This window comes from Pseudomonas sp. MF08831, from assembly GCF_059862645.1.
The window spans coordinates 43,230-57,047 of sequence record NZ_JCBCUX010000019.1; the positions used below are offsets into that span (position 1 = coordinate 43,230).

Genomic DNA, 13,818 nt, shown 5'->3' on the forward strand with positions numbered 1-13,818 from the left:
CCAGCTATTTTTCTGGCCATCACGGACATCTATAACAGTGGGACGGTATGAATAATCAACTCGCCATTTTGATCAGCGACTACCAGGCAAGTGTCGGCGTCGCGGTGGCCATGATGCAGCGGTCTGGCATCCCGCTGCCCGCGACGAATGTGGATTGGGTGGTAAATGACATTCCTCAGCACGGCGAGCTTGAAGGCGGCGTTCGTTACTTCAAGCACGGCTACGGCTGCGCGGTCAGACTCCCCACAGGCACGGTGGACTTCGACTTTGGGGCCCACGGTGAGATCGATGGTTTCGACGTGTGGCGACTTGCTGATTTTGCCGGTGACAAGTTGTCGGCGTACGGTTTTGCTGATGAGGATGCACTCAAAAAGTGTTTTGAGGCAGAGGTAGCAGCCGGTGCTCTTACGTATTGCGGGTACATCCTTTACTACTTGGCGGATGCCACCTGACAACTCATGTCGACACAGTCCGTTCGAAGTTCTCAGACCAAGCGCCGGTCGACGCAAGGCAGGCTTCACCTGGCCCGCCGCGGGTGGTTCTACGCCGCTCATAACCTTGCAGTGCGAGGGGTCAGCTTCAGTTAAAGGCCACGGGGCGGGCAAATACGTTCAATTACCCACCCGCCTCATGCCTCAGAGGACAACAGCTTCCTGACCTCGGCAATGATCAAATCGATATTGAAGGGCTTTGGCAGCACAACATCAAACAAGTCCGATCGCTGCATGCCAATGTGCGCCTGAGCGCCGCTCATCAAAATGATCGGTAAATGATTGCCTGCGGGAAGGGCGCGGACAGCGGTGGCGAACTCCTGGCCGTCCATGATCGGCATCATGAAGTCGGTGATGATCAGGGCAGGGCGTTCTCTGTCCAGCACCTCGAGTGCTTTTCGACCATTGCTGGCCGTTACCACCATGAACCCCTCATCCTCCAGCGCGAAGCTGAGAATATCAGCGATCAAATACTCGTCGTCGACGACCAGAATGGTGGTCATGTTAGTTCAACCCACTCGAAAGCTTAAGAAATTGAACCAGGTGATGACTCAGTGACGACTGAAGGTTCATGACTTGAAGCCTTTCTCAGAAAAACATTTTGATCTTGGATGACGACCTCGAATCGAGAGGGGTCATAAGCGCTATCTCGTACCTTAAGAATGGATAACGTCCTGCTTAGTTCATCGCGATTCTCAGAGAACCGCATCAGCATCAGGTTATCGACGATGCTGGACAGGTCGGAACTGGGTGCGCTGACCTCGGAGCCAAACAAATCGCGCATTTCCCAGGATGCAAAAACCGTAACGCCCCTGGACCGCAACTCGTTCATCAGCGCACTGAAGAAGTCGGTAATGCGCGCCGGGTTGGTCGAGACTCGCGTCATGCCACTGAGGCTGTCGATGAACAGGCGCTTGATGCCCTTTTCCTCAACGATGCTCAGCAGTCGTGCTCCCAGCCCATCCAGCAGGCCTTCGGTGGTTGGCTGCCAGGCAATGCTCAGCGCGCCGCTGTCTTCCATGGCTTTGATATCGATACCCAGTGACTGACCTTTGAGCCGCAACCGTTGTGGGCTCTCGTAGAAGCCAAAATGCAGCCCTGGCATATCCACCGTCGACTCGGACAGAAATTTCAGACCCAGGGTCGTTTTACCAATCCCGGAGGGCCCTATGACCAGAGACACACTGGAACTGTAAAGGCCTCCGCCCAATATGCCGTCCAGTGATCCGACGCCACTGGCAATGCGCGTCATGTCGGCGCTGTCCGGGGCGGACGGGTGGCTGTAAAGACTTTCGAGGCGAGGGTAAACCACCAAGCCATGGTCGGTGATTTCGCACTCATGAAGACCGGTCATCGCTCCGCTGCCGCGGGTTTTACGCAGTTGGATGCGACGTGCCGAGCGAGTGCCATACAGCTCTTCGCCCATCTCGATGACGCCATCTACCATGGTGTGCTCAGGGCTTCCGTCATCAAGTCGGGAGCTGGTAAGAAACAGCACCGTGCAACCGGCGAAAGCGGCGTGCCCTTGCAATTCTGAAATGAATTTTTTCGTGTCTATGGGCGAATCGGCTTTAGAACGCGCGTTGAGCAGCCCGTCTACTACCATCACGGTGGCTTTTTGGCGGCTTATCTCACGCCGAAGCAGCTTGACTACTTCATCCAGCCCGTCGTTTTCCAGCGTGTCAAAGGCGCTGACAAATTGAATTTCGGCACCGACTTTGGATGAATCAAAAAAGCTCAACGTAGAAAGAAATTGAAAAAGACGGTCATGTGACTCTGCCAGCAGCGTGGCGACCAGAACCCGGCCCCCATTATTCGCATGATGGAACCCCAGCTGGTTGGCAAGGATCGTTTTTCCAGACCCTGGGCGTCCTTGAATAATATATGAAGCACCCTCGACCAATCCGCCCTTGAGCAGAGCATCGAGCCCTTCTATTCCGCTTTGAAGGCGTTTTAGCTTTTCCACAATGCGACCCTGATCCGAAAAACAATCTGTTTAAACCAAGCTACTGGGTGGAATGCTACTCCATTTCGGCTCGGGAGCCATTAGGGTTAAATGGAAAGTTGTCGCGCAAGTCGCCGTTGTTATGTCGCAAGAACCCCTCACGAGTGGCAACTTATGGCCCAAAGCAGACTAAGCAGCGCGCTACGTTTCAGCGGCTTTGTCAGACTAAGCCAGCCCTCGAATCGAACTTGGGTCATTATTGGCCACAACACGTCAACGGGCTGATCAAACGCCACGCACGTGCGCGCGTGCACAGCCTTCACGCGCGTAACCGCAGCCCAAACGAAAAAAACCACCCATACCGCAGCTGCAAAGCCACGATAGGGATGGTTCCACCCATTACTCTAAGAACACTTCAGCCTTTTACCTCAAAGGCCACCCACCAACTTGCCCCCGTCCATGCGTCGCTTATACGCACTGTCGCGACTTGCCAACCAGAAATACAACGGCGACGTCACCACCAACCCCACCACCCAGGACAAATCCGCGCCATTGATGTGTTCGGAAATCGGCCCTACATACAGCGGCGTATTCATAAACGGAATCTGCACTGCAATCCCGATGGCATACGCCAGCAGCGCCTGTGGGTTGTACTTGCCGTAAATCCCGCCATCCACGCGGAAGATCGAGGCAATGTCGTATTTGCCTTTGTGAATCGCATAGAAGTCGATCAGGTTGATCGCCGTCCACGGCACCAGCACCACCAGCAACACCAGCACCATGTCGACAAAGTGGCCAATAAAGTCTTTGGAGGCGAACACCGCCGCAATCGCGCAGGCGGCGAGGACGAGAATCGAGATCACCGCACGACTTTTGGCGGTAGGAATCCAGCGATACGCAAAGGTCTGCACCAAGGTGATGATCGACAGCACCGCGCCGTAGAGGTTAAGGGCGTTGTGGCTGATCACGCTGAGCAAAAACAGCACCAGCATCAGTGGGCCGATGGCGCCGGTGGCGAGTTTGACGGCGTCCATGGTGTCCATGCCGACCGGGGTGGCGAGCACGGCGACGGCGCCGAAGATGAAGGCCAGGCTGGAGCCAAGGACAGAGCCCAGGTAGGTGGTCCAGAACGTCGACGCCACGCGGACGTCGGCTGGCAGGTAGCGCGAATAATCCGACACGTAAGGTGCGAAGGCGATTTGCCACAGCGCCGCGAGGGACACGGTGGCCAGCCAGCCGGAAATGTTGAAGCTGCCGCGGGTCAGAAAATCCGTGGTCTGCACATGGGTGAAGATATAGCCGAAGCCCAGCACGATGCCGGCGCCGAGCACCCAGGTGCCGATGCGGTTGAGCACGTGGATGAAGCGGTAGCCGATGATGCCGATGATTCCGGAACCGATGGCGCCGATGACGATGCCGACCGGCACGGGCACGCTGTCGACCACGCCGTGCAGGGATTTGCCGGCCAGCACGATGTTGGAGGCGAAGAAACCGATGTACATGACGCCGGCGATGACCACCACCAGCAGGGCGCCGAGCGAGCCGAACTGGGCGCGGCTCTGGATCATTTGCGGGATGCCCATTTGCGGGCCTTGGGCTGAGTGCAACGCCATCAGCACGCCGCCGACCAGGTGGCCGACGAGGATGGCGACGATGCCCCACACCAGGTTCAAGTGGAACAGTTGCACACCCAACGCGCCGGTGACGATGGGCAGCGGTGCGATGTTGCCGCCGAACCACAGGGTGAACAGGTCTCTTACCTTTCCGTGGCGATCTTCCGGGGGCACGTATCCAATCGTGTGTTTTTCGATAAGCGGGGCGGAGGATGTTGCAGTGGTAACCATGACGAGCTCCAAGGCAAGGTGAGTACGTTTACGTACTTCGCTGTGCGACGCGTGGGCGACGCTTTGTTGTTGGAGTGATCATCTGCAATGGGCGCAGGGAGGTAAATTAGTAAGTTTGTTGCTATAGACCTTAAAAAAAGTATCTCGCCGGATTTTTTGCTCCGGTATGTTGCAGGGGCTTGAATCAGTGTGAAAAAGCCGATTTTCGCGCACTTGTTTGGGGCGAAGTCCCACGTTTCCGGAGGTCCCGATGGCTGCCTATAACCTGCGCCAGCTCAGATATTTTGTTACCACGGCCGAGTGCGGCAGCGTCGCCGAGGCCTCGCGCAAGCTGTATATCGCGCAGCCGTCGGTCTCCACCGCGATCAAGCAACTGGAAGACAGCTTTGGCGTGCAGTTGTTTATCCGCCATCACGCTCAGGGCGTTTCACTCACGCCCAGCGGCGCACGGTTTTATCGCAAGGCGCTGGAGCTGTTGCGGGTGGCCCATGAGTTCGAGCAGAACGCCTTGGCCGACAATGATGTGGTGGCGGGGCAGATCGATATTGGCTGCTTTGAAACGGTGGCGCCGTTGTACCTGCCGCGTTTGATCGCGGGCTTCAAGGCGCTGTGGCCGGGAGTGGAAATCCGTATTCGTGATGGCGAGCAGCAAGAACTGGTGCAGGCGCTGACGGCGGGCAGTATCGATGTGGCGATGCTGTTCGAGCATGACCTGGGCGGCACGATTGAAACCACGCCGCTGATGCCGCCGCAACAGCCGTATGCCTTGCTGCCGGCGGATCACCGTTTTGCGCAGCAGGCCAGGGTATCGCTGGCGGACTTGGTGCTGGAGCCCATGATCTTGCTGGATGTGCTGCCGAGCCGCACCTACTTCGTGAGCATCTTTGAAGAGCGCGGGCTGACACCCAATATCGTGTTCAGCTCGCCGTCGATCGAGATGGTGCGGGGCATGGTGGGCAGGGGGTTCGGGTTTTCGATCCTGGTGACCAAGCCGTTTACCGAATACACCTACGATGGCCAGAAGGTGGTGTGTGTACCGTTGGCAGAGACGGTGACCGGCTCAGGGCTATCGGCAGTCTGGCTGCGTCGCGCGCCGCTGACCAAGCCGGTGCAACTGTTCGTCGACTACTGCCGCGAAGAGCTCGCGCGGCTGCTGGGTTAGCACGGCGACATTTCTGCGCCCAGGCGCGCGACCAATTGTGCCAGGGTCGGCGCGCCCCGGTGGCCGCCAAACACTTCGCATTTGATCGCGGCGGCAACGCTCGCGGCGCGCACGCGCTCGGCCAGCGTCCAGCCATGCGCCAGGCCGTACGCATAGGTGCCATGCCAGACATCCCCGGCGTTGAGCGTGTCGATTGCGCGAATGTGGGGTGTCGTGAAGTGTTGCACCGCAGTGCTCGCCGCTTCGCGCTGCCAGATCAGCGAGCCGCGTTCGCCCAGGGTGACGCCGATCACCTTGGCTTCGCAGCGCGACGCCAGGGCCAACAACGCCTCTTCGGGCGGGACGTTGCCAGCCAGCAACTGCAAGGCCGGTTCGGAAAACAGCACATGATCTGCCAGGGGGATCAGTGCGTTAAGGTCTTGCACGGCGGCCACGTCGGCATCCAGCAGCGTCGGCACGCCCAGCCGCCGGGCGGCGCTGAAAGCTGCGTGAGCCCCCTGCAGCCAGCGCATGTCGGCCATTACCGCCGCCGCGCCAGCGATGTCGTCGAGGGGCAGCCAGGCGGCGTCGGCTTCCAGTGTGGGGTCGATGAACGGCACGACGAGCCGCTCGCCGTCACGGTCCACCAGGATGGTCGAGAACGGCGTGCGCCCGCCAGGCACCTGGCGAATCCATGCGGTGCAGACGCCGGACTGGCTCAGGTCATCGAGGAGCATTGTGCCGGTGGCGTCGTCGCCGATACGCGCCCACAGGGCAACCGGGCCACCCAGGCGCGCAATGCTTACCGCTGCGGCGGTGGCCATGCCTGACGCGGCCTGGACCGCCTGGCGGGGGAGAATCTTGGTGCCGCGCGACGGGATGTGATCCACGCTGAAGATGGTGTCCCACAGCGCGCAACCCACGCAGATGACACGGTTATCCGCCATGGCGCGGTTCTCCCGCCAGTGTCGCCTGCAGGGTATCGAGCGCGCGGATTCTGGCGCGAAAGTGTTCGGTACCCGCGACGATTTTATCGAGCACGGCGTCCAGGGCCCAATGGCGTTCGCGCACGTCGTAGTCGATCACCCGGCAACGTATGGACGCGAAGGTGCCGATTCGCTGGTGGTAGATTTTTGCCAGGGCCGGGTAGCCCATGCCTTCTGTGGTGGCCGCCAGCACCAGAAAGGTCGCGAGCTCTTGCGCCAGTGGCGGGTGTTGTGCGCCATGCAGGCGCAGCCACTGATACAGGTCGGGGTGGAAGTTGGTAAACACACCATTGAAGCCTGCGGCCCCGGCTTGCAGGGCGTCCCAGGCGATCGCCGCATTGGCGTTGAGAATGCGCAGCGACGAGCCCTGCGCCAAGGCAACGCGCCGCTTGACCACTTGCAGGTCGCAGCTCACGTCCTTGAGCATGATAAAGCGCTGGCTGTCGATGCAGGCCTGCAGCTCCTCGTCACTGAGCAAACGCCGATAGGGCGCCGGGCACTCGTAGAGGCCCAAGGGCACGTCAACGGGCAGGCGTTCGAGCAGGGTGTGCAGGTTATCGAGAAACACCTTGCTGCCCTGGCGTTGCGGGTCAAGGTGGTTGGTCACCAGCACCACGGCGTCGGCGCCACTGGCGGCCATCGCATTAAGCTCGTGCATTTGGATCTCGAGGCAGTCGCTGATATGGCCGGACACCGCCACCGGCACCCGCCCGGCCACTCGCTCAACCACATGCCGGGCAAGTTGCGTGCGCTCGTCGAGGCTCAGCCATTGCATCTCACTGGACTGCGCCACTGCGAACAACGCGTCGCAGCCAAGGCCCAGGTACCACTCGATCAAGCGGTCGACGCCGGGGAAGTCGATGTGGCCAGTCTCGTCAAAGGGCGTGAGCATCACCGGCACAATGCCTTCGATGACAGGTTGGGCAGGGCGGGGCATAGCGGCGTCCTCTGGATGAATGTTCATGGGTGAGCCGCCACGGCGGTGACCGCGCAGGCGGGCGGGGTGTCGGGGATGGGGTGGCGTACCAGGAACAGGTACGACAGGGCGCCGATCATGGCGATGGCGGCGCCGGTCAGCAGTGCGGGCACGAACGACCAGGTCTGGGCGATGTAGCCGGTCATGATCGGCGCGAGTGCGCCGCCCAGGAAGCCGCCGAAGTTCTGGATCGCCCCTAGTGAGGCCACGCGATTGGCCGGCGCGACGGCGGTGGCCAAAGACCAGGCGCACGCCGAGGACGCGTTGGCCAAAAAGATCACCACGCAAATGCAGGCCACGGCGATGACATTGCTCTCTACCAGCGCGGCCGGGATGGTGAAAATCACCATGCCCACCATCGCGACGACCATCGCGTTGCGGCGTCCCAGCACCGCGGTTTCGCTGCGCCTGGTAATGCGGTCGGACACCCAGCCGGCGACCAGCGCGCCGATAAACCCACAGAGGAACGGAATCGCAGCAGCCACGCCGCTCATCTCCAGGCTCATGTGCCGGGCGCTGCGCAGGTAGCCGGGCAGCCAGGTCAGGTAAACCCAGTTCAAGTACACCGAACCCATGAAGCCGAGCATCATGCCCCAGGTTGTCGCGTGGCAGAACAGTGCGCGCCAGTCAGCGAACGTGACCTTGGGAGTGGTGACGTGGGGTTCATCGCTGTACAGGTAGCGACGTTCTTCCTCGGTGAGCGTGTCCTTGACCGGGTCGCGATAGACCACCAGCCAGACCACCGCGACCAACAGCCCGGCGGCACCGGTGAGGTAGAACGCCCAACGCCAGTCGAGTGCCGCGATCAGCGCCGAGAGGCACAGCGGGGCCAGCGCGATACCCAGCGGCGAGGCTGAATTGAAGATGCCGGTGGGCGTGCCGCGTGAGCGCAGTGGAAACCAGTTGCTCACCACCCGCGCGGCAGACGGGAATTGCGGCGACTCGCCGATCCCCAGTAGCACGCGGGCGAGCAAGAACCAGCCAAAGCTCGACATCAGGCCGCCAGCCGCCTGGGCCAGGGACCACAGCACCAGGCCGCCGCCCAGCAACCAGCGTGGCCCGATGCGGTCGACCAGGGCGCCGACGGGCAGTTGGCAAAGCGCATAGCTCCAGGAAAAAGCCGAGAGCAGGATGCCCATTTCGCCCAGCGACAGATCAAGGTCGGCGCGCACGAATTCATTGGCAACGGCCAGCGTGCCGCGGTCCAGGTAGTTGATGATGCCGCTGAGCACCAGCAGGCTGAGGGCAAGGGTTTGCTGGCGCCGAATGCGCGGTGGCGCAATCGGGTGTGCAGGTGTCTGACTCATGATGGATGTCTCTTTTTATTGTTTTTGACAGCGTGCGCTGACCCGGCACGTTGGCCCGGCTTCCCGGCTGACGTGGCAGCACATGGCATTATGTAATCGTTTGTCATCCAGACAAAAATCGTCCCTGGTTGCACGAACCTTTAACGCAGAGTGCCCAATATAAACAGCATATGTTGAAAATGTTTATTTTTGTCTAGCGCTTACATCCTAGATTTTCAGTTTGCTGGCTGTCAACGATTCATTGACTGCACCGAGGTGCCCGCTTAGGTTGTGCGTAACGCTTACTTTTTGACATGAAGCCACCTATGCCCGCTGCAATCACCACGCCCCGCGACACGCCTCATGCGCCCATTACCCAGGAACCGGTGCTCGCCGATGTCGCCCGGATCGCCAATGTGTCGACCGCAACGGTTTCGCGCTATTTGAATGAGCCGCAACGCGTCAGTGAGAAAACCCGCGCCAAGGTACGCGCGGCCATCGACCAACTGGACTGGGTGCCCAACGCGGCGGCGCGTTCGTTGGTTTCCAGGCGCTCGTACACCATCGGCGTGATCGTGCCGACCCTGGAACACGAGAAATTTCACCAGCAGTTGCAGGCGTTCCAGAACCGTTTGGGCGCCCAGGGGCTGGCGGTGTTTGTCGCCTGTTCGGCGTATGACCCGGGCGAAGGTTATCGTCAGGCCAGAGGTATGCTGGCGCGTGGCGTCGATGCGCTGGCACTGCTTGGGGATGATTACCCCGATGCGTTATTTGATCAGCTGGATGCAAAAGGCACGCCGTATGTGGTCACCTTTGGCAAGCGCGCCGGTGCGCGGCACCCCTGCGCCGGGTTTGACCATGGGCAGGCCTACGCAATGATTACCCGGCGCCTGCTGGCGCTGGGGCATCAGCGTTTTGGCATCATTTTCCAGTCGGTCACCGACAACGGCCGCATCCAGGCCCGACTGCAGGCCGTGCACGCCACCCTGGCCGAGCAAGGGCTGGCCCTGCGGCCTCAGCATCAGGCCATTCGCGCCCAGAGTCTGAACGAGGGGCGCGTCGCTTTTGCCCGCGCCAGCCTCCAACACATCATGAGCCAACAACCGGCGCCCACTGCGATCATTTGCGGTAACGACATGCTTGCCATCGGCGCATTGCTGGAAGCCCAGGCGCTGGGCATTGCGGTGCCCGACCAATTGTCCATTTGCGGGTTCGACGACATCGAGATCGCGGCCCACAGTCGGCCTGCCTTGACCACCGTTCAGGTGCCCGACCGGCAGATCGGCGAACTGGCCGCGCAGTACCTGATTGATCGTCTCGCCGGGCTTGCCTGTGAGGCGCCGCCGATGCTGGAGGTGCAACTCATTGAGCGCGAGTCGACGGGCGCGGCGCCACGCCAGGATTGAACACACCCTTGACGGTGAGAGGGGATTTGTTCCCCCTCACCGTTGCTGTGCGGGTTTGACAGCCTGGCGGCTCAGGCGCGAATCGAGTCCAGCATCCGTTGCAACATGGCATCGCAGCCTTGCAACTGCGCCACACTGACAAACTCATCCGGCTTGTGCCCCTGGTCCATGCTCCCGGGCCCGCACACCACCGTGGGAATACCCACCGCATCAAACAACCCGCCCTCGGTGCCGAACGCCACGGTGCCGAAATCCCGCGAACCGCTGAACGCTGCGATCAGCTGCGCTGCCTGGCTGCGCTCATCGGTCACCAGCCCCGGATACGCCGACAACTCGGTAAACCGAATCGCACTCTGCGCGCTCACCGCCTGCATGCGCGGCAGCACCTGCTGTTCGGCGTAGGCCCGCAGCGCTGACGCCACGTCGCCTGGGTCCTGCGACGGCAAGGCGCGAATCTCAAAATCAAACCGACAGTCTGCCGGTACGATATTCAGCGCCTTGCCGCCCGAGATCATTCCGGTCTGCACCGTGCTGAATGGCGGATCAAAGCGCGGGTCCTGTTGCTCGCGCAGTCGCTGGCCGATCCGCCCCAGCTCACCGATCAACTCGGCGGCATGCTCAATCGCATTCACGCCAGACGGCGCATACGCCGAATGGCAGGCCTCGCCATGTACATCGCAGCGCATCGCCAATTTGCCCTTGTGGCCGAGCACCGGTTTGAGTTCGGTCGGCTCGCCGATGATGCACAGCATCGGCTTCACTGGCCTCTGCTCCAGCACCGCCAGCAAGGAGCGCACGCCCAGGCAGCCGACTTCCTCGTCGTAAGACAGGGCGATATGCACCGGCAGGCGCAAGTCGGCTTCCACCAACGCCGGCACCAGCGCCAGCACACAGGCGATGTACCCCTTCATATCCGCCGTGCCGCGACCAAACAGCTTGCCGTCGCGCTCGGTCAACTCAAACGCCGGCACGGTCCACGGCTGGCCATCCACCGGCACGACATCGGTGTGCCCCGACAGCACAATGCCCGGCACCTGCGTCGGGCCGACACTGGCAAATAGGTTGGCCTTGCTGCGCTGCGCGTTGTAGACCAGCTCGCTGGTCACGCCGAATTCGGCCAGGTAGTCGCGCACGAACGCGATCAACTGCAAGTTGGATTCGCGGCTCGTGGTGTCGAAACCCACCAGCGTCTGTAGCAATTGGCGGCTGGTGGTCATCGCTCGTCCCCGGCCACGCCGTAGCCGGGCGAGCGGTCGGGGGCGAGCGCGCGGTCGATGTAGTCCTGTACTTGTGGGCGGTAGGCGTCCCACAGTTTTTGCAGTTCGCCGATCGGCTGTTCATCGGCCCAGTCCACCCGCAAGTTGATGATCGGCCACGTCAGTTCGCCCACCACCACCAAGGCGGCAGAGTGCACCGGGCCGGCTTCGCCACCGGCGGCGATGGCCGCGTGCATGGCGGCCAGCAGGCGGTCTGCGAGTTGGCCTTCGCCTTGCTCGAAGGCCGTGACCATCGCCTCGATCACCGCGCGGTCAGCGAGCATATTGCCCGCCGCCACGCATTGTTCGCCCGACACCGCGTGGTGCGTACCGAGGGTTTCGCTGCCGCTGAAATGCACGCTGCGGCCCAGGTGATCAATCGCCGTGAGTTGCCGGTACTGGCTGTAGCCGTTGCGGGTCAGGGCCTTGTCGACGGCCTCGGCCGGCGCGAGGCCGTGTTCGAGCAAGTCGAGCACGTCCGGGCCCAGGGCCGGCAGCGTGATGTTCTGGGTCGAGACCGCGCCCACACCGGGCCGCAGCCACGGGCAGCGCGCACCCACGGCGATACTCGATGAGCTGATGGCGATGCCCAGCTGGCCGGTGTCCGCGCAGCGCGCGACGATTGAAAAGGTCATGTGCGGCTCCTTATTCGGGGATGACGGCGATCACGTCAATTTCCATCAGCCACTGCGGCTGGCCCAGGGCCGACACCACCAACCCGGTGGAAATCGGGAACACGCCTTTGAGCCACTTGCCGACTTCCTGGTACACCGGCTCGCGGTAGCGCGGGTCGATCAGGTAGGTGGTGGTTTTGACGATGTGGCTCAGGTCGGAACCGGCTTCTTCAAGCAGTTGCTTGACGTTGCGCATGGCTTGCTCCGCTTGCGCGCGCGGGTCGCCGAGGCCAACCAGGTTGCCGTCAAAATCAGTGCCCACCTGGCCGCGCACATACACTGTATTGCCGGCGCGCACGGCCTGGCACAGGTCGTTGTCCAGGCTCTGGTTGGGGTAGGTTTCCTTGGTGTTGAACATGCGGATACGCGTGTGAGTAGGCATCAAAAAACTCCAGAAAAAAGTGATCAGGCGCTGACAGGTGAGGGTTGAACAATCGGTGCGGGTTCACGGTACTCAAGGTATTGGCGCTGGATGGCAATGTGGTCGGCCACGTACTTGGCGTCATGCCAAACGCCCCAGATAAAGGACGAGCCACGGCGCGATTGCCAAGGCAAACCGAGGAAGTAAATCCCCGACTCGGGGGCCACGCCGCGCTGGTGCTGCGGCTTGCCGGCGGCGTCAAAGGCATCGACCTTCAGCCAGCTGTAATCCACGGCAAAGCCGGTGGCCCAGATGATTGAAGTGACACCGGCCTCTGCCAGGTCCAGTTCCAGGATCGGGTGTTTGATGCATTCGGCGTCGGGGAACACGCGGCGTGCTTCGGGTTCCATCGGCAGGTCGAGGCCATTGCGCTCGATGTAGGCATCTGCCGCGTCCAGCAGGGCCAGGTAGTTCTCATCGCCTCGTTTCAGGTTGTCCACCAAATTTGCCTGGAAGGTGGCGGTGCTGCCGTTGAAGGATTGAGTCAGGCCGACGAGGGTCATGCCTTGCTGGGCAAGCTCGCGAAAATCGATGGTCTTGCCGCCGTGGGCGCCGCTCACTGCAATGGTCACGTGCTCGCGGCCAGGCTTCATCGCGGCTTGATCCCACTCGCCCAACACGCCCAGCCACCAGCAGAAATCGCGGTTGCGGTAGGCACGCGGCGGGCGGTCGTGGGCGCCGACCGACAGGTACACCTGGCGGCCGCAGCGCTGCAATTCATCGGCGATCTGCACGCCGGACGAGCCGGCACCCACGACCAGCACGGCGCCGGCGGGCAGTTGCGCAGGGTTGCGATAGTCGGCGGAATGGATCTGGTGCAGCGCGGTGTCTTTAGGCGCAATTGCTGGAATCACCGGTTTCTGGAACGGCCCGGTGGCCGCGACGACGCGGTTGGCTTCGATGACGCCTTCGCTGGTGTGCACGGTAAAGCCCGGGCGGCCGACATTGCGCACCACAGAGGTCACCTCCACGCCGGTGTGGATCGGCGCGTTGAATTTGCGCGCATAGGCTTCAAAGTAATCGGCCACGCGCTCTTTAGGCGCGAAACCATCGGCGGCGACGTCATCGAATTCAAGGCCTGGAAAACGGTCATGCCAGGCCGGCCCATTGGCCACCAACGAATCCCACCGCCCGGTGCGCCAGCGCTCGGCGATGCGGCTGCGCTCCAGCACCAGGTGCGGCACACCGTGCTTGCTCAGGTGTTCGCTCATGGCCACGCCAGCCTGACCGGCTCCCACAACCAGGGTGTCTGTTTTTGTTATTGCTTGCGTCATGTGTCTGTCCTTGCGTAATGCAGTTGGATTCAGCTTGGGCATGGCGTCAAGGCTAGGGGGAGGGCGATTTTTAATAAAATATTATTAAGCTGGGAACAGAGCATAAATATCGGATGCA

Annotated in this window: 13 protein-coding genes; 3 read left to right on the top strand and 10 right to left on the bottom strand. The window is 61.4% G+C overall.

All coding sequences use genetic code 11. The features are described 5' to 3' along the window. Positions 1-47: 47 nt before the first annotated feature. On the top strand, positions 48-452 hold the full coding sequence (locus AC19YS_RS29065; protein ID WP_500603242.1) for a DUF6896 domain-containing protein: 405 nt from the start codon (positions 48-50) through the stop codon (positions 450-452). A gap of 176 nt (positions 453-628) precedes the next feature. Here AC19YS_RS29065 and AC19YS_RS29070 read toward each other — a convergent pair whose 3' ends face one another. From AC19YS_RS29070 to AC19YS_RS29080, 3 genes are all read right to left on the bottom strand, one after another. After that, on the bottom strand, positions 629-994 hold the full coding sequence (locus tag AC19YS_RS29070) for a response regulator (RefSeq protein WP_200625159.1): 366 nt from the start codon (positions 992-994) through the stop codon (positions 629-631). 23 nt (positions 995-1,017) lie between these two features. Continuing rightward, positions 1,018-2,457, bottom strand: a complete 1,440-nt coding sequence (locus AC19YS_RS29075) for an ATPase domain-containing protein (protein ID WP_106580175.1) — start codon at positions 2,455-2,457, stop codon at positions 1,018-1,020. A 407-nt stretch (positions 2,458-2,864) separates the two neighbouring features. Continuing rightward, complete coding sequence (locus AC19YS_RS29080) at positions 2,865-4,280, bottom strand: cytosine permease (RefSeq protein ID WP_179607411.1); 1,416 nt, start codon at positions 4,278-4,280, stop codon at positions 2,865-2,867. A gap of 250 nt (positions 4,281-4,530) precedes the next feature. On the opposite strand from AC19YS_RS29080, the gene AC19YS_RS29085 reads away from it, so the two are divergent. After that, entirely contained in the window at positions 4,531-5,442 is a 912-nt protein-coding gene (locus tag AC19YS_RS29085; RefSeq protein ID WP_124417115.1) for a LysR substrate-binding domain-containing protein, read from the top strand. On the opposite strand, the gene AC19YS_RS29090 is transcribed toward AC19YS_RS29085, so the two are convergent. The 3 genes from AC19YS_RS29090 to AC19YS_RS29100 are packed head-to-tail and all read right to left on the bottom strand — an operon-like array spanning position 5,439 to position 8,690. After that, positions 5,439-6,368 (bottom strand): PfkB family carbohydrate kinase, encoded by a 930-nt coding sequence (locus AC19YS_RS29090; RefSeq protein ID WP_500603244.1) that lies wholly within the window; start codon positions 6,366-6,368, stop codon positions 5,439-5,441. The two genes, AC19YS_RS29085 and AC19YS_RS29090, sit on opposite strands and share 4 nt — an antisense overlap. After that, on the bottom strand, positions 6,358-7,344 hold the full coding sequence (locus AC19YS_RS29095; RefSeq protein WP_500603245.1) for a dihydrodipicolinate synthase family protein: 987 nt from the start codon (positions 7,342-7,344) through the stop codon (positions 6,358-6,360). Before AC19YS_RS29095 ends, AC19YS_RS29090 begins: the two co-directional genes overlap by 11 nt. 23 nt (positions 7,345-7,367) lie before the next feature. Next, complete coding sequence (locus AC19YS_RS29100) at positions 7,368-8,690, bottom strand: MFS transporter (protein ID WP_119735398.1); 1,323 nt, start codon at positions 8,688-8,690, stop codon at positions 7,368-7,370. A gap of 305 nt (positions 8,691-8,995) precedes the next feature. On the opposite strand from AC19YS_RS29100, the gene AC19YS_RS29105 reads away from it, so the two are divergent. Further along, positions 8,996-10,075, top strand: a complete 1,080-nt coding sequence (locus tag AC19YS_RS29105) for a LacI family DNA-binding transcriptional regulator (RefSeq protein ID WP_500603246.1) — start codon at positions 8,996-8,998, stop codon at positions 10,073-10,075. A 71-nt stretch (positions 10,076-10,146) separates the two neighbouring features. Here AC19YS_RS29105 and argE read toward each other — a convergent pair whose 3' ends face one another. Genes argE through AC19YS_RS29125 form a run of 4 tightly spaced genes read right to left on the bottom strand, consistent with a single transcriptional unit; the run spans position 10,147 to position 13,742 of the window. Continuing rightward, the gene (argE, locus tag AC19YS_RS29110) at positions 10,147-11,292 is read right to left on the bottom strand and encodes an acetylornithine deacetylase (protein WP_448199391.1); all 1,146 of its coding nucleotides are present in this window, start codon (positions 11,290-11,292) and stop codon (positions 10,147-10,149) included. Beyond that, a complete protein-coding gene (locus AC19YS_RS29115; RefSeq protein ID WP_106580167.1) occupies positions 11,289-11,966 on the bottom strand; it encodes a DUF1028 domain-containing protein in 678 nt (225 codons plus the stop codon). Before AC19YS_RS29115 ends, argE begins: the two co-directional genes overlap by 4 nt. 10 nt (positions 11,967-11,976) lie before the next feature. Further along, positions 11,977-12,387 (bottom strand): RidA family protein, encoded by a 411-nt coding sequence (locus AC19YS_RS29120; RefSeq protein WP_010171793.1) that lies wholly within the window; start codon positions 12,385-12,387, stop codon positions 11,977-11,979. Between the two features lie 23 nt (positions 12,388-12,410). Next, positions 12,411-13,742 carry a flavin-containing monooxygenase gene (locus tag AC19YS_RS29125; protein ID WP_500603247.1) on the bottom strand — a complete coding sequence of 444 codons (1,332 nt, stop codon included), beginning with the start codon at positions 13,740-13,742 and terminating at the stop codon, positions 12,411-12,413. Positions 13,743-13,818: the final 76 nt, after the last annotated feature.